Origin of the sequence: Sphingomonas sp. CFBP 8765, assembly GCF_014841445.1 — a bacterium.
GTDB lineage: Bacteria > Pseudomonadota > Alphaproteobacteria > Sphingomonadales > Sphingomonadaceae > Sphingomonas > Sphingomonas aerolata.
In genome coordinates this window covers 1-20891 of sequence record NZ_JACYTY010000016.1, presented here as the reverse complement: position 1 = coordinate 20891, position 20891 = coordinate 1, and the positions used below count along the sequence as shown (strand labels likewise).

At 63.1% G+C, this 20891-nt stretch carries 17 protein-coding genes and 2 pseudogenes; 8 read left to right on the top strand and 11 right to left on the bottom strand.

Annotated elements, in window-relative coordinates; translation table 11 throughout:
• Positions 1-115 precede the first annotated feature (115 nt).
• On the bottom strand, positions 116-1201 hold the full coding sequence (locus tag IFT87_RS19780) for a winged helix-turn-helix domain-containing protein (RefSeq protein ID WP_192191704.1): 1086 nt from the start codon (positions 1199-1201) through the stop codon (positions 116-118).
• Positions 1202-1254: 53 nt separating this feature from the next.
• On the opposite strand from IFT87_RS19780, the gene IFT87_RS19775 reads away from it, so the two are divergent.
• From IFT87_RS19775 to IFT87_RS19755, 6 genes and pseudogenes are all read left to right on the top strand, one after another.
• Entirely contained in the window at positions 1255-1836 is a 582-nt protein-coding gene (locus tag IFT87_RS19775) for a hypothetical protein (protein WP_206757241.1), read from the top strand.
• Positions 1837-2102: 266 nt separating this feature from the next.
• A complete protein-coding gene (locus IFT87_RS19770) occupies positions 2103-2309 on the top strand; it encodes a ParD-like family protein (protein ID WP_192191702.1) in 207 nt (68 codons plus the stop codon).
• A 1-nt stretch (position 2310) separates the two neighbouring features.
• Positions 2311-2851 (top strand): annotated as a pseudogene (gene map / locus IFT87_RS19765) (type I methionyl aminopeptidase); the annotation flags it as partial.
• A 1-nt stretch (position 2852) separates the two neighbouring features.
• Positions 2853-2986: pseudogene (locus IFT87_RS20640) on the top strand (type I methionyl aminopeptidase); the annotation flags it as partial.
• Positions 2987-3281: 295 nt separating this feature from the next.
• Positions 3282-4892, top strand: a complete 1611-nt coding sequence (locus IFT87_RS19760; protein WP_249403482.1) for an MFS transporter — start codon at positions 3282-3284, stop codon at positions 4890-4892.
• A gap of 293 nt (positions 4893-5185) precedes the next feature.
• On the top strand, positions 5186-6316 hold the full coding sequence (locus IFT87_RS19755; protein ID WP_192191701.1) for a serine hydrolase domain-containing protein: 1131 nt from the start codon (positions 5186-5188) through the stop codon (positions 6314-6316).
• Positions 6317-6488: 172 nt separating this feature from the next.
• On the opposite strand, the gene IFT87_RS19750 is transcribed toward IFT87_RS19755, so the two are convergent.
• The 10 genes from IFT87_RS19750 to IFT87_RS19705 all read right to left on the bottom strand — a co-directional run bounded on the left by IFT87_RS19750 (position 6489) and on the right by IFT87_RS19705 (position 17556).
• Complete coding sequence (locus tag IFT87_RS19750; protein ID WP_249403481.1) at positions 6489-7934, bottom strand: S41 family peptidase; 1446 nt, start codon at positions 7932-7934, stop codon at positions 6489-6491.
• Positions 7931-8767, bottom strand: a complete 837-nt coding sequence (locus IFT87_RS19745) for a DUF5694 domain-containing protein (protein WP_192191700.1) — start codon at positions 8765-8767, stop codon at positions 7931-7933. The genes IFT87_RS19750 and IFT87_RS19745 overlap by 4 nt, the downstream gene beginning before the upstream one ends.
• Positions 8768-9052: 285 nt before the next feature.
• The gene (locus IFT87_RS19740; protein ID WP_249403480.1) at positions 9053-9946 is read right to left on the bottom strand and encodes a hypothetical protein; all 894 of its coding nucleotides are present in this window, start codon (positions 9944-9946) and stop codon (positions 9053-9055) included.
• Positions 9947-10404: 458 nt separating this feature from the next.
• The gene (locus tag IFT87_RS19735) at positions 10405-10845 is read right to left on the bottom strand and encodes a ribosomal maturation YjgA family protein (protein WP_197975385.1); all 441 of its coding nucleotides are present in this window, start codon (positions 10843-10845) and stop codon (positions 10405-10407) included.
• Between the two features lie 24 nt (positions 10846-10869).
• Positions 10870-12465 (bottom strand): sensor histidine kinase, encoded by a 1596-nt coding sequence (locus IFT87_RS19730; protein WP_342211213.1) that lies wholly within the window; start codon positions 12463-12465, stop codon positions 10870-10872.
• A complete protein-coding gene (locus IFT87_RS19725; protein WP_192191698.1) occupies positions 12450-13151 on the bottom strand; it encodes a response regulator transcription factor in 702 nt (233 codons plus the stop codon). Before IFT87_RS19725 ends, IFT87_RS19730 begins: the two co-directional genes overlap by 16 nt.
• 32 nt (positions 13152-13183) lie before the next feature.
• Positions 13184-14671, bottom strand: a complete 1488-nt coding sequence (locus IFT87_RS20975; protein ID WP_192191697.1) for a DUF4153 domain-containing protein — start codon at positions 14669-14671, stop codon at positions 13184-13186.
• A gap of 292 nt (positions 14672-14963) precedes the next feature.
• Positions 14964-15941, bottom strand: coding sequence for a bifunctional methionine sulfoxide reductase B/A protein (locus IFT87_RS19715; protein ID WP_192191696.1), 978 nt, complete (start codon positions 15939-15941; stop codon positions 14964-14966).
• Between the two features lie 235 nt (positions 15942-16176).
• Entirely contained in the window at positions 16177-16647 is a 471-nt protein-coding gene (locus tag IFT87_RS19710; protein ID WP_192191695.1) for a group I truncated hemoglobin, read from the bottom strand.
• Positions 16648-16659: 12 nt separating this feature from the next.
• Complete coding sequence (locus tag IFT87_RS19705; protein WP_082446640.1) at positions 16660-17556, bottom strand: DUF3034 family protein; 897 nt, start codon at positions 17554-17556, stop codon at positions 16660-16662.
• Positions 17557-17691: 135 nt separating this feature from the next.
• Between IFT87_RS19705 and IFT87_RS19700 the strand changes: the two genes are divergently transcribed.
• Both IFT87_RS19700 and IFT87_RS19695 read left to right on the top strand, forming a co-directional pair.
• Positions 17692-18291, top strand: coding sequence for a hypothetical protein (locus IFT87_RS19700; protein ID WP_056678003.1), 600 nt, complete (start codon positions 17692-17694; stop codon positions 18289-18291).
• Positions 18291-20630, top strand: a complete 2340-nt coding sequence (locus tag IFT87_RS19695; RefSeq protein ID WP_192191705.1) for a putative bifunctional diguanylate cyclase/phosphodiesterase — start codon at positions 18291-18293, stop codon at positions 20628-20630. The genes IFT87_RS19700 and IFT87_RS19695 overlap by 1 nt, the downstream gene beginning before the upstream one ends.
• Positions 20631-20891: the final 261 nt, after the last annotated feature.

Genomic DNA, 20891 nt, shown 5'->3' with positions numbered 1-20891 from the left:
CATGGCCTCGGCCGGTTACGTGAACGAACGGCCGATTCTGGGATGCCGCGTTCGGGCACTGAACGACCGCTTGTGGGTCCTGACCGCCCCCCACACTTCCGATCGGGGGTCGAGATCACGCCCCGTCGGACGCTTGGCTAGCTCGAATTAGTGAGGAGGTCGGCCTGAGCAGTCCCCACAAAGTCGCAACGGAGAAGATGGCGCCTTCGAACGCCGCTGTGACGGTCCTGCCGATAGGGCCAAGGCCGGTCTCGCCAAGCGCGCCGCCGAACTCATCGAAGCCGAACTGCGATGATGGAAACGCAACAACTAGAGACTGGAGGCTGCCCGCCATCATACGTCCATCGACGAGTGCGATGCACAGGCCCGCTCCTGCACCGAGCATGGCAGACAAGCCCCAGACCAACCGAGGCCAATGCGACGCGGTGCATAAGGCAAGCCCTATGGCCGCGCCTAAGATCACGCCTTCGGTCGCCCCGGCAATCCTGACGCTGTGCCCGAACAGCAGGCGAAACGCGTCGCTTCCGATCACGTTGGCGAACGCCCCCGTGATCAGGCCGCCCAGCGACCCGCCGGCGACGGTCCAAGAGCAGTGGCGCGGGCGTATAAAACGCGTTGCGGCGATGCCCGCCGCGATGCCCGCCCCGCCAACCCCCGCCGAGACTAGGGACACCACCATCATGACCAGGAGCAACGACACGGCCCCCCCGCCGCCGGCTACCGAATGTGGCTGAGCGGCTCCGACAAAGCCATAGATCAAGCCAATCATCGTTCCGGCAATTATCGCACCAATCGCGCCGGACATCGCGTCACGCACGAACTGCAAACGCGAGTACTCCACCATGGGCGCAGTCCCACCTACTTCCTGATCGACCAGAGCCGTCACCGTCTCGATCGGCGCGACGAACCGGTAGCCATGCTTCGGCACCGTCTGAATATACCGTGGTGCCGTCGCGCTGTCGTCCAGCGTCCGTCGCAAGGTGCGGATCGCCTGGGTCAGCGCTTCGTCGGTGACCGGAATGCCGCGCCAGACCACATCCATGAACCGATCTTTCGCAACGAGGGCGCCGTCCGCTTCCAAAAGAAGGATCAGGGCGTCTAGGTATCGAGCGTTAAGTTCGACCGCGATGCCGGCGCGGAACAGACGACGGTCCACCGGGTCTAGCCGGAAATCGCCGAAGTGCAGGACGGTGCCACTCATATCAGTGATTGCTCACTTTCTGCTCATGCCGCTCATGGTCATTTTCGGCAGTGATGGCGCTCCAGCAATCAGGAGACAAGCTCATGACGTATACACCTCAGGCGCACGGCGTCGGATTGTTCAACCTGTGGCGATTGGCGGGTTGGGCGACGATCGCCGGCCTCATTGCGTTGCCGGCCATCGCGATGCAATTCACCACCGAGGTGAATTGGGGAGCGGAGGATTTCGCCTTCGCCGTCGTCATGCTGGGCGGGGTCGGACTGGCGTTCGAACTTGCGGTCCGCGCCAGCGGAGGCTGGGCGTATCGCGGAGGTGCTGCCGTGGCGCTCGGTTCCGGTTTGCTGTTGCTATGGGGGAACGCCGCAGTCGGAATAGTTGGCAACGAGGAGAACGATCTCAACATGTGGTTCAACGCCGTCCCCGTGATAGCACTGATCGGTGCCACCGTGGCGCGGCTACGCGCCAATCAAATGGCGGTCGCGATGAGCATAACAACTCTTGCTCAGATCGCCGCTGGCGTGATTGTCCAGCTTGCCGGTCATTCCACGTGGATCTTCACGATCGTGTGGGCGGCTGGCTGGACGATCTCTGCCTGGCTGTTCTGCAGGGCGGCGCAGGATCGCAGATCTCTGTGACCTTAGTCGAAACGATCTGACCGGCGGTTTCGCGGCAAGTAGCTGTCGGTCAAACCACATGAACAGGCGTCCGCTTTCGGGAAACGGAATCGTGAATGTCGTCTTGTGGGTCTGGCCGGAAGCCGTGGAGCATGGGCAAGTCCCCCAAAACGGTTCGTCTATCCTCGCCATCGGCGGCCCTACTCGGTCGCTCGCTCACCCAGTCAAATTGACCATGCAGCATGCGATGCGTATATGCTTCGTATGGTCGGTACGAAGGAGCGGTTATGGGCATTGTGAAGATTGACGGCGCGCTACACGAAAAAGCTCGTAAAGCCAGCGCCGTGATGTGCCGCTCTATCAATGCGCAGGCTGAGTTCTGGATGAAGATCGGTATGCTTGCCGAAACGAACCCGACCCTGTCGTTCAACGAACTCGTCAAGGCACAGTTGGCCACCGTTCATGTTCACCTGATCGAAGCGAAAGCTGCCTGACATGGTGAAGACCTCTGACGAACTTGCGCTCATGCGCGTCTCCGGCAAACTGCTTGCCTCGGTCTTCGAGATGCTCGACGGGCAGGATCTGGACGGAATGTCGACGCTGCAGATCAACGATCTAGTCGAAGACTTCATCACCGTTCGCCTCGCGGCACGCCCTGCGAGCAAAGGGCAGTACGGCTTCATGTTCGTCCTGAACTGTTCGATCAATCATGTCGTTTGCCACGGTGTGCCGACGGACGACGAGATCGTTCGCGATGGCGACATCATTAATCTCGACATCACACTGGAAAAGAACGGCTTCATCGCGGATTCGAGCAAGACGTATCTGGTTGGCGACGCGCCGTCCGCTGCTAAGCGGCTGGTACGCGTTGCGCAGGAAGCAATGTGGAAGGGCATCGCCCAGGTGCGACCTGGCGCTCATACTGGCGACATCGGCTTTGCAATCGAGCGTCACGCCAAAAAGCATGGCTACTCGGTCGTGCGCGAATTTTGCGGGCATGGCATCGGTCGCGAGATGCACGAAGAGCCGCAAGTCANACGGGTGGACGGTCGTGACCAACGATCGAAAGCTGTCGGCCCAGTTCGAGCATACGGTTGCGGTTACCAATGATGGGGTTGAGGTTCTGACGCTTCGGCATGACGAAAGCCCTCTGGCAGCGCGCGTGGCTTGACCCCGGGACGTGTGCTTTTGCTGCTGTCCTCTGCAGTAAGACCGCATCTCTCCCGTTTTCGCTATGTGCAGACAGCTGATCCCGTCGCGGAAAGCTGCCGTCTAACGAGATGAACAAGTGGCGGAAGTTAGGAGACTGCGATGGCCCCGCGAACGACGGGTTGTGGGTCTCGTAAGTCGAAGGGTCCGGCAATTGCACCGTGAGCCGGACGCTCAGGTTTGGCGATCCGTGCGCTCGAAAGCCGCCATTCGGCAGGCCATCAGCCGGATCAGTGCCCCGGCGGCGGGTGCTCGGCTTGCAGCAGGCGAACCGCGCGGCGTATGCCACCGCTACTGGTGGGGGTGAATGGATGGCGAACGGCAGAAGAAGCCGCGGAAACTCGGTTGTCGGAGAGCGCTGGCCGCTCTTCTGGGCAGGCTGTGCGGCGATCAGTATTGGGGTTGCCCTTCACTTACCGATGCTCGCGATGGCGCATACGATGGGCAATCACCTGTCGGGCATGCCGATGGACGGATGGATGTACCTAGGCATGGCGCTGATCGGGATCGGCGTGCCTGCTGCGATATTTGGTGCTCTACCCAAGAAACGGCCTGACCACCGGGCGGGAGCTGGCGCTGCGTTTGAAGCGCCCGATGAAACCCCTCTCACCCGCTCGCATGCGGCCGTTCTACTGGTGCTTACCCTCGGCCTAATCATCGACACAATGAAGCCAGCAACGCTTGGCTTTGTGCTCCCCGGCATGCGTGGGGAGTATGGTCTTGAAAAGTCGACCGTTGCCCTGCTTCCGTTCGTTGCCCTTACGGGGACCACAGTTGGCTCGTTCTTGTGGGGGTGGCTTGCGGATATCTATGGTCGGCGTGTGTCGATCCTGTTGTCGACGATCCTGTTCGTCTCGACCTCCATCTGTGGAGCTATGCCTTCCTACAGCTGGAACCTGGTCATGTGTTTTCTGATGGGGTGCTCGGCTGGCGGCATGCTGCCCGTCGTCTACACGCTGCTAGCTGAAATCATGCCCCCGCGGCACAGAAGCTGGGTCCTTGTGCTGGTCGGCGGTACGGGACTGGTCGGCGGCTACCTCGCGGCCAGCGGTGCCGCGCATCTGTTCGAGCCTTTGTTCGGCTGGCGTAGCTTGTGGTTGCAAGGCTTTCCCACCGGTTTGCTGCTGCTTGCGATGGCAAGGTGGATTCCTGAATCTCCGCGCTTTCTGTTGGAACGGGGTATGGACGCTGAGCTAGCTGACATGGCTCGAAAGTTCGGCATCGTCAGGCGTGCGCCACAATCAGCGCCAGCGGACGCTGACAGCGCAGCGGCTCACCACCGCGAGTTGACCATCGCCTTGGTAATCACGGCCCTGTCGTGGAGCTTCGTCAATTTCGGCTTGCTGCTATGGTTGCCTTCCGATCTCCAGGATCGAGGCTTCAGTGCCGAAATTGCGAGCGGTATCATCGCCAGCTCAGCACTCGTTGCCCTGCCCACGATCATGATCGCGGCCTTCCTTTACAGCCGGTGGAGCAGCAAGCGCACCCTGATCGGCACTGTGCTTCTCACACTTGCCGGGCTTGCTGGAGCCCTACTGCCGGCGCCTACGCTGGCTTGGCCACCACTGCTGATCGCTGTGATCGCGCTGCTGGTGGTTGGCACAAACGGATTGATCGCCGTGCTACTTCCCTACGCAGCCGAAAACTACGCATTGCGCGTCCGTGGACGTGCCACCGGGCTTATCGCGGGCAGTAGCAAATTTGGTGGCGTTGCTGTGCAGCTAGGAGCCTTCGCTGGGCTGATCCCGACGATGGGGGGCGCGGCAGTTGCGCTGATCATACCAATGACGCTGTCAGCGGTACTGATCGGACGCTCAGGTAGAGAGACGCGCGGCCGCAGCTTACGTGAGCTAGAAGCGGCGGCTTAGCTGCCGGCAGAACATAGGCCGTGCGGAGCGTCGCCTATCGGCACCTCCCTCCTTGAAAGCGCACTGTCTGCTATCCTGACCAGCTGCGCCGGTGCCTGATTTGGGCCTACTTAGCTGCCGTTCAACCAGATTAACGAATGGCTGCAATTGGAGGCAGGGAAGGGAGCTCGAACGTCCGTTTGTGGGTCGTCGCTGACGCGGATCGGTCGACGGTCTTTCGCGGCGTTGGTCTCAGCTAGCCTAGTCGTGCCGAACCTGTATGCCAGTAAGTAGGTCGCTGACGGGAGTTGATAATGGATTTGGTGTCCAGGCGGACGATGCTCGCGGCCCCGTGCTTCGGGACGCTCGGCATAGCCGTGGCGGCAGGTGCAACAACCGCGACGACGCCTGGCGCCCTTGCCAACTTGTCGACCTGGATGGAGCTGGCGTCCGTACCGGGCGCGAGTTGGGCAATGCTGGACGGGGCCGGCGCAATCTCGTCTGGTGCGGTCGGCTGTGCAAAGGCTAATGCGGTGCCCGCGACACCCGATACATTGTTCGAAGCAGCATCGCTGTCGAAGGTGGTTCTTGCGGTCGCGGTCCATGACATGGTGCGGGACAAATTGATCGACCTCGACCGGCCGGTGGCGAAGCATGTCGCGTTCACGGATGATGCTGCGACGCGATCGATTACGCCTCGCCACCTGCTCTCCCACTCTAGTGGCCTGCCTAACTGGCGTGACGAAGCGGGCGAGCCGTTAACAGCCGCGTTCCCTCCCGGCACGCGATTCCGCTACTCTGGCGAGGGCTTCGCCCTACTTGGCCGGTTGGTCGAGGCAGTTACAGGCCAGACCGCCGCGCAGGTGGTGGAAACGCGGGTCCTGAGACCGGCGGGAATGAGCCGAAGCACCTATGGATGGGCAAGAGACACCGAGCCGGCAGTCGCGTGGGCGCACGACGGAGGCGGAGGTGTAGTCATCGACAAAGGCCCGGCGGGCTATACGATGCGTCGCGATGCTGGCCCGCTGAAACCAGTCGACCGGTGGATGCTAGGCGAACGGGAGAGAGCGGCCGTCGCACTTGGCAAACCGCCAATGCCAATATTCATGACGCCCAACATGGCCGCCGGATTGTGGACCACCGCCAGCGACTACGCGCGGTTCCTGGCTTTCGCACAGCGCTATCCGGGGCTCTCTACGAAGACCATCCGAGTGAAGGGAACACTCGACTGGGGGCTAGGCTGGGGAATGGAGAGTGACGGTGGGCGGCGTTTCGCATGGCACTGGGGCACCAACGACGGCGTCGCGAACCTATTCGTGGTGGACCTCGTGTCGGGCCTGGCGATCGTGGTCCTTACCAATGGCGATGCTGGGCGTAAGGTATACGAGCGTGCTGCCCGCACTGTCTTCACACGCGAGTTCGATGCGTTTGCTTGGCTGAAGTGACTTCTGCCGGCCCATCCGGCTCTGCTTGCAATATGGAGAGGGCAGCCGCTTTAAAGTCGCAACCCTGTCACCACGCGCATCTTAGCCGGCTTTCGCTGGTGGTCTTCCATTCAATTAGCCGAAGGAATTCTCACGGCCTTGAACGATATTGCTGGAGCCAGAACGGTGCGAGCTAAAGGCGACTGATCCAGCGTTCGAGCTGATCGGTATCACGCATGTCGCCGGTGTAAGCATGCACCGGCCTGGCCGGGACGTTCGAACCACGTTTCCTCCCACGATACACCTTCATCGGAATGACGGCCCGGGCAAAACCGCTGGGCAGCGCGACTTGCCGTACGTCCATGTAGAGCGAGTCAGCGCTCGTCTCCTGCCCGACGTGAATGCCGCCTAACGCGGTCCATAGATCGACCGCATCAAGGCATGCCGATCCGCATCCCCAGTCCGTCAGCACGAATACGCGCGCTTGCAGTATGTGAGCAGCGCCGGTTGCCGCTGGCTTTGCTTCGTCAGCATCGATTTCACGCCAGAGCGCCTGCCCGAGCGCGCGGGCAGACGTCATGCCCTTTGCGGTATGAGCTGCCCAGTCTTTCGCCGCCTGCGAGACATCGGCGGAATTCTGCCAGGCGGTGCGATAGCCTTCAAGCGTGGCAATGTTTCCAGCCGAAGCGCGCCAGTCTACCCCTTCCGATCCTGATGGAAGCGCATTCACTGCAGCCTGGCCCCAGAGGATAGCCGCAATCTGATACGACCAGTCGGACGATCCACCGCCATTGCCTCGGAGGTCGAGCACGATGCGCGGCGCCGCTGCGATCGCGATGGCGTCCTTCCTCATCGATTTGATGATTGGCGTTAGGGACTTGGCATCAGCGCTGTCGGGGTCACCGTTGAAGCCGGGGAGCGAGAACCAGCGCGTGCCGTCAGCAAACGTTCGAGCCGCGAACTCCGGACGCGCCCGCGGTGCAGTAGCGGCAAAACGTGCGTCGAAGTCGGCATCAGGCAGATCGCGCCAGCTGAGCGTCGCGTCCTTTGGCTTGCCATCGACCTTGAAGCGGCAGCGGACTGGACGCTTGATGTAAGGGTTGGCGGCGTCAAGGAACAATCGACCACCATTGGTCGCTCGTTGGCTGACCAGTTTCCACCTGCCTCGAAAGGCGCCGACGTTGCGGGCAGCCAGGTGTTCGGCATCAATGCCATCGCAGCTTACGAGTACTGCTCCGAGCGGTAAGGGAGCGTTATCCGCTCGGGCCATCACGACCTGACGTCCGGTGCCGTCAAAGCCGGTCAGGAAGCCGGGCCAGCGGATCGGCAGGGGGGCTGGCTGATCGAGGTCGAGGGCGACATGCCCATCGTTGAAGCTCGCCACGTAACCGCGCATCGCCCATAGATATCCTGGGTAGTTTCCAACGGTTGCAGCACGACGCAGGGCCAAAGCCAGACCGGCATCGTTGCGACGCGCGAAGCCGGGGTCGAGTTTGTTGTAGGGACCAGGGTGATTGTCGGCGATCTGGTCGTGATAAGCTTTGGCGTCCGTTCGCAAGGTCGCTGCCCAGTCGCGAGGTACGTCAGTTGCACCGATCAGCAGAACCGCCGCTGGTATGGCCAGGAGCGACAGGTTCATCTCGGCGCGACCAGTTTGCTCGCTGCCTTCTCAAGATAGGGCCTGACATCAACCGAACTGTAGCCCGGCGTCGTTGAGGCGAAGTGTCGCAGCCAGTACCCGTGACCGGCCCCATACACGACGAGGATGCGATCGCCTGGTTTGGCCACATTGATGAGCTTTGCAAAGATCTTCGCATTGCGGAGGTACCACATGGCATTCAGATCTGCACCGGGCTGCTCGTTACCGTCACCAAGTCGGAGCAGGGAGTAGTATGAATCCTGTCCACCCATGGGCGTAGAGGGGTCATTATAGCGGATCAGCATCCGTGGTATGCTGGTGGTTGCCTGCTCAGCCTCAAACTTCTTGGCAGACGCCTGGACCGTCGCAAAGGCGGCGTCGAGATAGGCCTGCTGCCCGTGAGCTTTTGCATAAGCTTCGACCCGGCCGATTGGGAAATAGTCCGGTTCGCCCTTGCCGGGTTGCTCGTCGATACCTTGAACGGACCGAAGGCCGGCGCGAGCAGCGATGCGGTAGCCGATCTGGGTTGTCTCGTCCCGGTCGGTCTTGAGCACGTTTGGGGAAAACGTTGCGAAGTCCGTCACGTCGTAGGTCGGGCCCGGCCGTTGCGCCTCGACCATGACCCGTGTTGGTCTAAACTCTGCAATGGCATCAGTCAGTGCTTCCAGTTCGCGCTGGCGCTGCGGCGTGGTGACATCGTCGACGTGGGCATTCACCTTGTCACGACCAGGGTTGCCGAAATGATAGCTACCCAGCACCATCACTTGGACAGGTTGCTGTAGTGCAGCGGTGACAGCAGGCGTTACTGCCGCAGCGAGTATGGGTAGCAGCATGCAGCAGGTCTCCTTGGTGTGGTGTTCAGACAATACACGTCGAATGGCAGCTGTCTATCTGGATTTGCGGCGTTGGACGCTGAGCTAACAGAGGTTGATCGGGTCAACCGAAACCCACGTCCGATCGCTTGCAAAATGCATCGAGCAATCCGTTGAAGGCGAGGTAATGTCGGCGCAATCGCCTCTATTACAGACATGAATGAATGGCTGAAGTTGGGAAGTGCGCAGGGTGCTATGAATAACCGGTTATGGGTCAAATCCGGCATTGGCAAACTTAGGCATATGTCAGAGGTTTTTACGCTCCAGCGTCAGCCGCGGATCGTTGCAGAGGCCACATGCGGGGCCGGTGAAGTATGCTTTTGCGCGCTTTGCCCCTTTCAGCTTCCAGTCGAGCCATGCGGTCACGACTTCTGCGCCGACGCCGCCATGCGGCTGCATGTAGGTGCCGCCATGATCGACCGGGATGTTCACCATTGCCGCGGGAATGTTCCCCAATCGCCGGTAGTCATCCGTGCCGTTGGGATAGGCAATGTCGGTCGGGCCGCCAAGGATATAGAGGACCGAGCCGTGCAGCGTCTTGAGCAGCGCCTTATCCGATACCACCCCTCTCAACGGGTTGGTCCCCTCGGGGAAAAAGCCGCTGTTCATGATGACCGATGTCGTGACGCGCGGGTCCTGCGCGGCGTTCAGCGCCTGTAGGCCGCCGCAGCTCCAGCCTGACACTGCGATCCTGTCGGTCGCAATCCGGCCCTCAAACGGGCTGCCGGCGCGGCGGTTCTCACGCTGTGCCCAGTCGATCGCGTCGGTGAGCAGGCGAGTTTCAGTTTCGGTCGTCAGCTTCGCACCGGGCTGCGGCGGGGTAGGGGCCGCAGGCCGGTCACCGAGCGGGATCGTACCAGAGGCGATTACCAGATATCCATGTGACGCGATCTCGAGCAGATGGTTGCGCGAACTGGTGCCGTCAGAGCTGCATCCGCCATTGCCAAACACATAGATGGGCAGCCGGTCCAGGCGCGCCGGTGCAAGATCGGTCGGGCGATAGACAACGTGGTTCGGAAGGTCGTCCCGTGCTTCGAAGATCGCCGGGTAGGGGCCGCTGCCGCGTTTTACTTCCTGGCTATGGACGATCGAACCAATCGATACCACTGCAAACGCAAGCAAAAGAGGCACAACACGCATGTGATATTTTCCCCAACTTTCGCACATATTGTATGAGTATTGACGCGGTGGATAGCGGCTTTTACGCTTTGCTTCATACACGCCCGAAACGAGGCGGCGATAGGAGAGCAGGATCTCGCCAGAGCGATATCCCGTGAGGCGTGAACGCCGAGCACACCAACCACGAGGAACAGCAACGTCATGATCGCTGCGGGCATGCGCGTGCCGCACAGACTGGCAACCAGCTCGACGTACGTTCCGTCAGGAATGTCGCGAACGAATGGGCTCTCAGTGGCTTTCACACGTCTCTAATTAAACGCAAAAGGTGAAGGCATTCTATCTGAACGATTTCCTCAGGACACGGGGGCTGGCTTAATTGACGCGAAACACATGAGCCGGTGTTCGAAGCTGGGAAGCGTACCGTCCGCCGTAGACGGCGGTTGATGGGTCGAGGCCGGCAGAGCCGTGGTGTTTCCGATCTAGCGAGGCTGTTGGTCGGCCGGCCCGATTGCTCCCAATCGCGGCTCATCCTGACGCTCAGCAGAAGGCAGGCGCTGCATACTGGACCAGATCATATGGTCCGCCATAACGCCGACGATGATTGCAATCGAGTAGGCGACCAAGTCCCATAGCGAGAACACGCGCCCAAGGAGCATCTTGCCGGGCAAGGTCAGCCGAAAGGCTTCGAGCAGGGGCGTGTGATAGAGCTTGAACAGTTCGACGCAGAACGCGATCGCGCTCGATACGAGAGCGCCGCGCATGAGCTGCCAAAGTGGGCAAACGGACGAAACGATCCAGTAGATCATTAGCGCCCACATCAGCGATCCGCCATATTTGACGAAGGCGTTCGGCAGCCCGAGCGGCGCTAGTCTGATCGTAAGACCAGTCGCGATGGTGGCGACGATCAGTAGCGCCGACAATGCGAGTGGCCTTCTCCGCACCATCTATGCCTTCCGCGTCGGTGCGACGGCGCATGCAGGCAGCGTGACGAGGAAGACCGCGCCCCTACCGTTGTCCCGGTCTAGGGATATCGTGCTGTGGTGCGCCTGGAGAAGCGAGCGGATGATTGGCAGCCCAAGTCCGGTGCCGCCCGATGTGCGGCGGCTGGTGAAGAAGGGCTCGAAGATGCGGTCGCGATCACCCAGGGGGATGCCTGGACCGTCATCCCGGAACGCCAGTTCTACAAACTCGCCTGACGCCCGCGCTGCGATCGAGACGCGGAATGCTGCGGCCTGTCGGCTGTTCTCGATGAGGCCGGTCATCACCGTTTCGATCACCGCTGGCGGCACAGCGACGCTCGGCAGCCCCGCGGCCGGTTCCGGCACGACGTCGAAGTTGGCACCCGTGAAGGCATCCGCCACACGGCGCATGACGTCGGACAGGTCGGTGGCGGCACCCTCAACCATCTCGGCCATGTCGGCGCGGGCGAGGTCGAGCAGGCGACTGACGAGCCGGTTCAGGCGCGCCGCGTCCGCGCCGATGTTGGCGAGAAAGCGTTCGCGATCCGCTGCGCCCATGTCGGGATGGTCCTGGAGCAACTCGACCGCACCGCCGATCCCGGCCAGGGGGGTCTTGAACTCATGGCTGACCGCGTGCGCGAAATCGCGCAGGTAGCGGGAGCGCCGTTCGATCGCCTCGGCCATTACGCCGAAGTCTCGGTAGAGCGCCTGGATCTCGACGGCGGCGGTGGTCGGGGCAGGCGGCACCGAACCCCCGCCGCTCGCGACCGCCCGCGTCGCGTCGCCCAGCGCCTCGACTGGCCGGACGATGCCGCGCGAAAGCAGCCCGCTCAGAACGACCAACGTCGCGAAGATCAGCACGATGCCGAGCGCGATCTTGCCCCGATCCTCGTAGATCCCAGCAAGCAGCACGCGCGGGGAGCGTGACAGCAACAGCACGCCGATGACGCGCCCGTCGGCGACGATCGGGTGGGCGTGGTGGATGCGCAGGTCCGACGCCCGGCTCAACCATTCGAGCGCGTAGTGCTGCCGGTAGGCGCCATTGCGGCGGAGCGTCGTCGCCCGCTGGCCGTCCAGCGCCGATCGCACCTCGGGCAGATCGGCGTAGGAGGCTCCCGTCTGTGAACCAACGAGGATGCGGCCGTTCGCGTCGAGCAGCAGGATCGATGCCAGCGTGGTGCGCGAGGTCAGCTGCAGGACTGGCCGCATATGATGGCCCCAGACGAGCGTTGCGCGCCCCTCCGGTCCTGCCGAGGGCCGGGGCTCGGGTCGCTCCGGCAGGATGCGCGTCATGCGCAGATCGACCGACGGCGGCTGTGGGACAATCTGCTGCGGCAGCACGCGCGCGTGAACGCCCGGCCATTCGACGATCGCCGCGGCCGCCAGTGCCGCGCTCTGGCCGACCAACTCCGCTTCCGTCTGGCGAACGAGCGAGTTCTCGTAGACCCGCAGGAACAGCGCGCCGACGCCCGGCAGCGCGGCCACGAACAGGAAGGTAAGCAGCAGGATCGTCCGCAGACGCAGCCGTGGCCAGTGGTGGCGGACAACGCTTTTAACCCGCTCGATCATCCGGCGCCGCACACCCCGAGACGATAGCCAATGCCGGCGCGCGTCTCGATCACGTCCTGGGCACCGACGGCTGCGAACTTGGCGCGCAAATTGCGCACGTGGCTGTCGATGGTGCGATCGGTGATGGCAAAACCAGGGCCATGCAGCCGGTCGATGAGCGCATCGCGGCTGAACACCTTGGATGGCATCGTCACGAGCGTGCGAAGGATGCCAAATTCGGTGGCGGTCAGCGGCACCGGCTGATCCGCCCAGCTCGCCTGCCAGCCATCCGGGTCGAGATGCAGGCGGCCATGGCGGAGCGGCGGGGCGGCATCGGCGACCGCCGGCGGACGCCCCGCCGTGCGGCGCAGGATCGCCATCACCCGTGCAACGACCTCGCGTGGGCTGAACGGCTTGGTCACATAATCATCCGCGCCGAGCTCGATGCCGAGCACGCGGTCGAGCTCGTCGTCGCGGCTGGAGAGGAACAGGATTGGAAGGTCGCTCCGCGCGCGTAAGCGGCGGCACGTCTCGATCCCGTCCATCCGCGGCATGTTGATGTCGAGCACGACGAGATCGGGCGCATGGCTCTCCACCGCGGCCAGCGCCGCCTCGCCATCCTCAGCCTCGATCGTGTCAAGCCCGGCCTTGGCGAGCGCGAAGGCGAGAAGCTGTCGGATGTGGGGATCGTCGTCGGCGATCAGGATCGTGCGGGGCATGGGACACTGGATCATGGCTGGCGCTCGCGCGGTCAAGGCTGGGCCGGCGGTGCCGGATGTTCGATCGAGCCGTCGCAGTTGCGCCATGCAGGCTGGTCCACCGCCAGCGGCCGAGCAGGGTTGGGCCCGAGCATCGCCGTCGCCCGGGCCAGGCGACGCGCGCCACGGGGCGTCCACTCCGTCCAGCTGTCCTGCCGGGCCGACAGGTCGGTGAAGATCAGATCGCGAGCGTAGCGCACGCGGTCGCGTGTCACCGCATCCATTCGACGGTGCTCCAGCGCGATCAGCGGCAGCAGCGCCCCATCGCCGACCTGACCGATATAGCAGAGGTCGATCGCTGCCGGTGCCTGCTGGCGAACGTTCCACGATGCCGCGAGCGCGCCCAGGTCGACGAAGCTGCACACCGTCAGCACGACCGCAGCGGCGAACGCGTTCCAGTTGATCAGCCACCGCGCGCTGCGCCCGCGCAGGATGCGCCAGCAGATCAGCACCAGCCCAAGCGCCACCAGCGCCATCCATGCAAACGCGGCGATGCGCCACGCCGTCAGCATCGAGGCTTCGATATAGTCGATCGTCCGCAGTATGCTGGAGGCGACCAGAACCAGATTCTGCACCACCCACAAGGTCACGAGCCGTCGTGCCCAGGGGTGGTGCGCGCTCGCGCTGCCCGGGCGAAGCATCGCCAGCGCCATCACGCCGGCGATCAGTGCGGTGCCGATCAGCGGATAGGCGCCGCGATGCACGTATTCGGTCTGGGTCATGCCGGCAGGCAACGCTCCGCCACTCCACAGGAACGCAATGTCCAGCGCGTTCTGAACGGCGAAGATCGCGTTGAATAAGGCAAGCGCGATCAGAACCGACGGCAGCGACGTTCCGGGCAGCACCGGCTCCGGATCGGGCAGTCGAGCCGCCAGACGCATCACGGAGCGATGCGGCCGCAGGCTCGGCCAGACGCAAACCGCTACAAAAATCCACAGCAGGATTTGCCATACCGACGGCAGTCGAATCGCCGCAAGAGTCTGCGCGATCAGTGGATTAGCGGCGGCGAACAGTGTGACGAACAAGGCGCCGCCCACCAGCGGCAACCCTAGCATTGCCATGACGGAGCCAGCATTGGCGCGTTTGCGTTGCCTGGACCGCCCGAACCGCCGAAGATCGGCGAACGGCTTGCCGATCCCCCCAACTGCATGGATCACTAGGCGCGCACCCCAATGCCAGGCATCGTCGAAGCCACTGACCTTTGGCAGCAGCACGGCGACGGAGAGCGCACACCAGAAGAGGGCCCAGGCAAGCGGCCCCGGATCGTCGAATAGCGACCCCGTGAAGAGCGCCGCGACCGCAAGTGCGATCCATGCGCGCTTGTTCCGCCTGACATCGCCCCTGCCCAGAACGAGGCCCATCAGCCAGACGCCCGCGAACCCACCGATGCGGGCGCCCGAGAAGCTATCAGGAAACAGCCGATCGAACAGCACCACTAGGGCGATGACGATCGCAATCTTGCAGAGAAAACTAAAACGCACGATCCGCTCCTGCCGTTTGAAGCGGGTGATCTAAGCGGACGGTATGGAAGGATGATCGCGGCTATCGGGAGTCCTGAGGGAGAAAATGTGCAGAACCAGTGCAGCAAGTCGGTCATGATGCCAATCTCTTCTGCCGACGAAGTTACTCCGAACGACAGTGAGGCTGGCGACCATACCGGGCAATCATGGGACCTGAACAGAAGTCTGGTTTCGGCAAGCAGCCAAGGCGCGCTGAACGTCCAAAGCTGGGTCCCCCACCGCCGCGCCATGGTTCGCCCGGGTCGGCCTGTAGTCAAGTCGCGGCGGTCTCGCTTCCGGCAGCAGCTGTACGCCGTGGCAGTTTCCACTTTGGCCGGACGTAGTGACACGTGTATCCCTTGGGTCTGCGCTCGAGATAATCCTGATGTTCCGGCTCGGCCTCCCAGAAGTCGCCTGCTGGGGACAGCTCGGTTACGACCTTGCCCGGCCAGAGCCCCGACGCCTCGACGTCCGCAATAGTATCCTCAGCGACGGCCTTCTGGACGTCGTCGGTGTAGAAGATTGCCGAGCGGTAGCTCGCGCCGCGGTCGTTGCCCTGCCGGTTCACCGTTGTCGGGTTGTGGATCTGGAAGAAGAATTCGAGCAGCGCGCGGAAGTCCATGCGGGCGGGGTCGAAGACGATCTCGATCGCCTCAGCATGGTTGCCGTGGTTGCGGTACGTCGCGTTTGGCAACTCGCCGCCCGAATAGCCAACGCGCGTCGAGACGACGCCCGGAAGCTTGCGGATCAGGTCCTGCATGCCCCAGAAGCAGCCGCCGGCCAGCACTGCACGCTGTGTGGTCACGGGTGGTTCCTTAATCTGGTCGAGATAGCCGCCATAGCCCTCCGCAGCCATGTCGGCACGTGCCACGAAGCGAAGTGCGGCCGAGTTGATGCAGTAGCGCAAGCCACCGCGGTCTCGCGGTCCATCCTTGAAGACGTGGCCGAGATGGCTATCGCCCCGCGCGGAGCGCACTTCCGTGCGCGGGATGAGCATCGACCAGTCGCGTGTTGCCTTTACGCTGGCGGCATCGATGGGTTTGGTAAAGCTCGGCCATCCGCAGCCGGACTCATACTTATCGGTGCTGGCGAACAGCGGCTCGCCCGAGACGATGTCGACATAGATGCCCGCCTGCTTGTTCTTTAGCAGCAGGCCGGTGCCGGGACTCTCGGTTCCATTCTGTTGAGTAACACGGAACTGCTCGGGTGTGAGGGCGGCGACGGCTTCGCTAGTCTTGGCATAGTTGGTCATGATCGACCGAATGTGGTGCGCCGTGTCTCTGGTGTCGAGGTGCTGGACGGCCGCAGCCGCGCGTTGACGCTAAGCAAGAAGCTGCAGGAGCTTGCGTTCAGGCGATGGCACATTCTAGACAACATGCGCGTCCTTCGGGATGCTCGGCCGATACCTTCCGATCCTGAAACCTGAACAAATGACCGGTTTCAGCGAGGTGATAGGATGCCCTGAGCGTCGCCTTCTGGGTCATTTTTTAATGGGTGACGACGTTCGACTCCATTACCGCAAGCTTGGCGAGGAAGGCGTTTTGGGCTGGAAACGTCACACCCTCGTGACGCATGGCGCCCTGGAGGTTTTCAACCAGCGCATTCATGTCCTTCGCCTGGATCCCGAGATCCTTGTGCGCGGTCGCCATGTCGCGACCGGTATAGCTACAGCCGCCGTTCAACAGCACGCAGAACTGCTCCTTCAGCGTGCGGCGGAGGCGGACCATGTCCTGCCCCTTGAAGATGTCTCCGATCCGCGGATCGGCCTGGCTCGTCTTCACCAGATCGTCGACGATCCGGTCGATGCCAGCCACCCCGTGAAACGCCTCAAGCATGGCAACGCCCTTGAACGGACCACCGCCGACATTGGCGTCGCTCATCGCATAGGGCGCGACCGGGTCCTCGCCCGGTGGCGTGGGTGCGGTCTGGAGGAGGACGAGCAGGGCAAGCAAGATCATCGAAAACGCTCCCTAGAAGGCCGTCTGGAGCGACAGGAAGCCGCCGCGTTGGCGCTCGGCCGTCGCGATCGATCCGAGATCGACAAGGGCCGCGGTCGCAGTCAGGTTTTTACTGATCGCATAAGCGGCATAGACAGTCTTCCAGTCATTTTCCGTGGCGAACCCGAGATTGTCGGGTTTCGACCGGTATTCGCCGCCGACGACGAGCTGGCGCGAAATTTGATACCCGAGCGTGCTCTCGATCTGGACGCGGCGATTTGCACCGCGATCGCCACCGAACCCGAGCAGGCCGTTCTGGTTGGCCTTGGTGTAGCGGATCGTGGTGCCGAGCAGGATGCTCTGCCGCAGCAGGAGCTTGGTGGCAGCGACGTAGAGGTCGGTTCCGCTGGTGTGGCGCCCGCCAACCGCGGCGACGATCTGCGGATCGGAACTGCGCTTGTACTGCATGCCGATCGCGATCTGGGGCAGGTAGGGGCTGCCATAGACGGCATCGCCGGCGACGCGCAGCTTGGCACCGAACACGTCCTGGTTGAGCGTGTAGCCGCGGCCGATACCGAGCGTTGCACCGACGTCGCGTGTGTCGAGATTCTGTCGGGCGTAGCTCAGTTCCAACCGGTCGTGGACGCCGATGGCTGCGCCGTGGCTTTCCCAGCGATAGTCCGGCAGCAGGATGACCGAGACATGCGCGGACCCGCCGATCCCGTCGACGGTTTCGTTGCCGGCGATCAGAGCCCAGGTGGAGATGCCGCCACCCGAACTGCCTTCGATAGTGGTGACGCCGTTGGTCAGCATCAGCTTGCCGCCGGCGCGACCCTCGCGTGCCGCGGCGGGGGTCGTCGTCATGACGGCGGTCGCCACCGCGACCTTCGCGATACATCCGGCAACAGTCGAAAGCGGAATACGAATCATCTGGCATCTCTTGGAGACCATTGGTTAATACTCGGTCTCCCTCGCCAGGCCATCGCCGCGTCGCCCGGTCGAAAAGGCATGACAAGCCGATGACGTTTACCGGTTTGCAATTCTCCGACTGTTAGAAGCCGATGCATGCACGTATCCGTCCTCCGCCTGAGTTTGCTGTTCGCGGCGTCTGCGCTGCCTGTCGCTGCGCATGCCGCCCCGGTGGTGATCGATGTCCGTGGTTTCGACGGCAAGCCGCTGCCGGGCGCGGTGGTCACGATCGAGACGCCCAAGGCGCCGGGGGTGACGGTGCGCGGGCCATACATGATCGAGCAGCGGGACATCGCGTTTCAACCGCATGTGCTGATCGTCCCCGTCGGCGCGACGGTCGGCTTCCCCAACCGCGATCGGGTGCGTCACCACGTCTATTCGTTTTCGAAGGCCAGGAAGTTCGACCTGAAACTCTACGGGCAGGAGGAGTCGCGGACCGTCCTGTTCGACCGTCCGGGCGTGGTCCCGCTCGGCTGCAACATTCATGACTCGATGAGCGGGTTCGTGTTCGTGACCGCCACCCCGTTTGCCGAACTGACCGACCAGGCTGGGCATGTCAGCATTACCGGCGTGCCCCCAGGCACAGCGACGGTCCGCGTCTGGCACCCCTCGATCCGGGCGCCCGGCAGCACTGCGTCCCAGCCGATCGATGTTGCCGCCACCGGCTTTGCCACGACCTTCGTGCTGCACCGGTGATGCCTTTGCGCCCGCCGCGGTTTCGCCATCTCCGGACCAAGCTGTCGGTGCTGTATGCGAGCCTGTTCGCGGTGACGCTGGTGATACTCGCGTTCGTCGCGCAGGCCATGATCTGGATGCATGCGCGCGACTCCGTGCGCCAAGAACTCATTGCCAGCGGCAGCGTCTACGATCGAATCTGGTCGCTCAGGTCGCAATCCTTGATTGCGTCCGCGAACCTGTTGTCGCGAGATTTTGGATTCCGGGCCGCGGTCGCCAGCGGCGATCGGCCGACGATCGCGTCCGCGCTCGCCAATATCAGCCACCGGGCCGAGGTCACCGCCGCGTTCGTGGTTGATCAGGACGGGCAGATTACCGGCCCCTCGGGCGCACTTGCCGCGACGGCTGCCCGGTTCCCCTTCGCGATGCCGGACGGCCGGCGCGACGCGGTCGTGGTCGTGGCGGGGCAGGTGTACCGATTGATCCTGTCACCGGTTATGGCACCGACGCAGGTAGGCTGGGTGGTCTTCGCAGTGCGGCTCGACGGCACCGAGATGCGCGCGCTCGAACGCTTGTCCGCGATCCCGCTGATCGCAACGATCCTGCGAAGCGATGGCGCAGGGCGCTGGCACGCGGCGGACAGGTCGATCGGATCCGACTCCGCGATCGACGATCTGGTCGACGCATCGCAATCAACCCGGACTCTGGCAACGCTCAACCTGTCAATCGGCCGCGCTTTCGCGATCGCAAAGCCGCTTGCCGGTCTGACACGTCGACCGCAGGCGGCAATCCTGATCCGCTATCCGCTCAACGCCGCACTGACCCCGTACCTGCCGTTGCAGGCGGGCATCGCGCTCGCCGGATTGGCCGGGCTGATCCTCGTCGTGCTCGGCAGCAGGCGGCTGGCGAGGGGGATCGCCGGACCGATCGCCGCGCTGGACGCCGCCGCGCGAGCGCTGGAGGAGGGCGGGCGTGCCCATATCGTCGTGAAGGGGCGCGACGAGATCGGCAGGCTCGCCGCCAGCTTTAATCGGATGTCGGTCGGTATCATCGAACGCGAGAACCGGATCACGCATCTCGCGTTCCACGACGTCCTCACCGGCCTGCCCAACCGGACGTATTTTCGTCAGTCGCTTGACCAGGCGATCCTTCAGGTCGGGCGGACCGGCGGGGCGATCGCGGTGCTGTGTCTTGATCTTGATCGCTTCAAGGGCGTGAACGACACGCTCGGCCATCCGGTCGGCGATGCGTTGCTGAAAGCGATCGGCGCGATGTTGAGCGAGGTCGCGCCCGACGGGCTGGTCTCGCGGCTCGGCGGTGACGAATATGCGGTGATCCTGTCGGGCCAGTTCGATGCCGATCGCCCGCGCGTCCTCGCCCAGAGCATCCTCGACATGATGCGCCAGCCGGTCGAGGCCGATGGCCACCGGATCGCGACGGCGGTCAGCATCGGCATCGCGATCGGCCCGGTCGACGGCGAGGACGCCGACGAGCTCCTCAAGAATGCCGATCTCGCGCTGTATCTCGCGAAAGAAGACGGTCGCGGCGTCTTCCGGTTCTTCGAACCCGCGCTCGACGCCGCGGCGCGCTGGCGTCGGCAGGTCGAGCTCGACCTTCGCGAGGCGATTCAGGCGGGCCATTTCGTCCTCAACTACCAGCCGGTGTTCGACCTGAAGGCGGACCGGATCGGCGGGTTTGAAGCGCTGGTGCGCTGGCATCATCCGGAGCGCGGCATCATTCCCCCGGCCGAATTTATTCCGATCGCCGAGGATACCGGGCTGATCATCGCGATCGGCGAATGGGTGATGCAGGAGGCCTGCCGTCAGGCGATACACTGGCCCGAGCATGTCCGCGTCGCGGTAAACGTGTCGCCGCTGCAGTTTCGCAACACCGGGTTCCAGGCGATCATTCTACAGGCGCTCTCGCGTAGCGGGCTGGCACCCGATCGGCTCGAGATCGAGATCACGGAATCGGTCTTCCTTGACGGCGAGGGGCCGGTGATCGCGTTGCTGCAGAAGCTGCGCGCGATGGGCATCCGGGTTGCGCTTGACGATTTCGGCACCGGCTATTCGTCGCTCAGCTACCTCCGCAGCTTCCCGTTCGACAAGATCAAGATCGACCGCTCGTTCATTACGAGCATCGCCAGCGATCCGAGCGCCGCGGCGATCGTCCGCGCGATCGTAGACCTGGCGACCGCGCTGCACATGGAAACGACCGCCGAGGGCGTCGAGGATATCGGGCAGCTCGACCTGCTGCGCGGCGAGGGCTGCGGTAATATCCAGGGGTATCTATTCAGCCGACCAGTTGCGAGTTGCCGTATCGCCGGGCTGCTCGAGAATAGAACGAGCCAGGCTGCCTAACGGATGGAAGAGGGGGCATCCCCTCAAGGCGGCGCACGACGTCTGAAGATGGCCGGATATCCGAAACCCGACTTTCAAGCCAGATTACCCGGACGACGGTTTTGTCTCACTTTTTGCTCTCCGAGGCCGGCTTTGGTGGCCGGTCGAGACCGTCTGGCTAAGATTAACGAGCGTCTGAAGTTGGGAAAGCCGGGGAGGGCCCTTTAATGTCCACTTATGTGAAGGAAATTGGGCACCGGCAGGTGTACGATATCCTCCAAA

What these genes read in the sequence shown, in the direction of transcription:
- IFT87_RS19700 (WP_056678003.1), top strand. Translation starts at nt 17,692, where the DNA reads ATGCACGTATCCGTCCTCCGCCTGAGTTTGCTGTTCGCGGCGTCTGCG.
- IFT87_RS19695 (WP_192191705.1), top strand. Translation starts at nt 18,291, where the DNA reads ATGCCTTTGCGCCCGCCGCGGTTTCGCCATCTCCGGACCAAGCTGTCG.
- IFT87_RS19710 (WP_192191695.1), bottom strand. Translation starts at nt 16,647, where the DNA reads ATGATCTTGCTTGCCCTGCTCGTCCTCCTCCAGACCGCACCCACGCCA.
- IFT87_RS19705 (WP_082446640.1), bottom strand. Translation starts at nt 17,556, where the DNA reads ATGATTCGTATTCCGCTTTCGACTGTTGCCGGATGTATCGCGAAGGTC.
- IFT87_RS19775 (WP_206757241.1), top strand. Translation starts at nt 1,255, where the DNA reads ATGGCGCTCCAGCAATCAGGAGACAAGCTCATGACGTATACACCTCAG.
- IFT87_RS19770 (WP_192191702.1), top strand. Translation starts at nt 2,103, where the DNA reads ATGGGCATTGTGAAGATTGACGGCGCGCTACACGAAAAAGCTCGTAAA.
- IFT87_RS19725 (WP_192191698.1), bottom strand. Translation starts at nt 13,151, where the DNA reads ATGCCCCGCACGATCCTGATCGCCGACGACGATCCCCACATCCGACAG.
- IFT87_RS19750 (WP_249403481.1), bottom strand. Translation starts at nt 7,934, where the DNA reads ATGAACCTGTCGCTCCTGGCCATACCAGCGGCGGTTCTGCTGATCGGT.
- IFT87_RS19780 (WP_192191704.1), bottom strand. Translation starts at nt 1,201, where the DNA reads ATGAGTGGCACCGTCCTGCACTTCGGCGATTTCCGGCTAGACCCGGTG.
- IFT87_RS19740 (WP_249403480.1), bottom strand. Translation starts at nt 9,946, where the DNA reads ATGCGTGTTGTGCCTCTTTTGCTTGCGTTTGCAGTGGTATCGATTGGT.
- IFT87_RS19755 (WP_192191701.1), top strand. Translation starts at nt 5,186, where the DNA reads ATGGATTTGGTGTCCAGGCGGACGATGCTCGCGGCCCCGTGCTTCGGG.
- IFT87_RS19745 (WP_192191700.1), bottom strand. Translation starts at nt 8,767, where the DNA reads ATGCTGCTACCCATACTCGCTGCGGCAGTAACGCCTGCTGTCACCGCT.
- IFT87_RS19715 (WP_192191696.1), bottom strand. Translation starts at nt 15,941, where the DNA reads ATGACCAACTATGCCAAGACTAGCGAAGCCGTCGCCGCCCTCACACCC.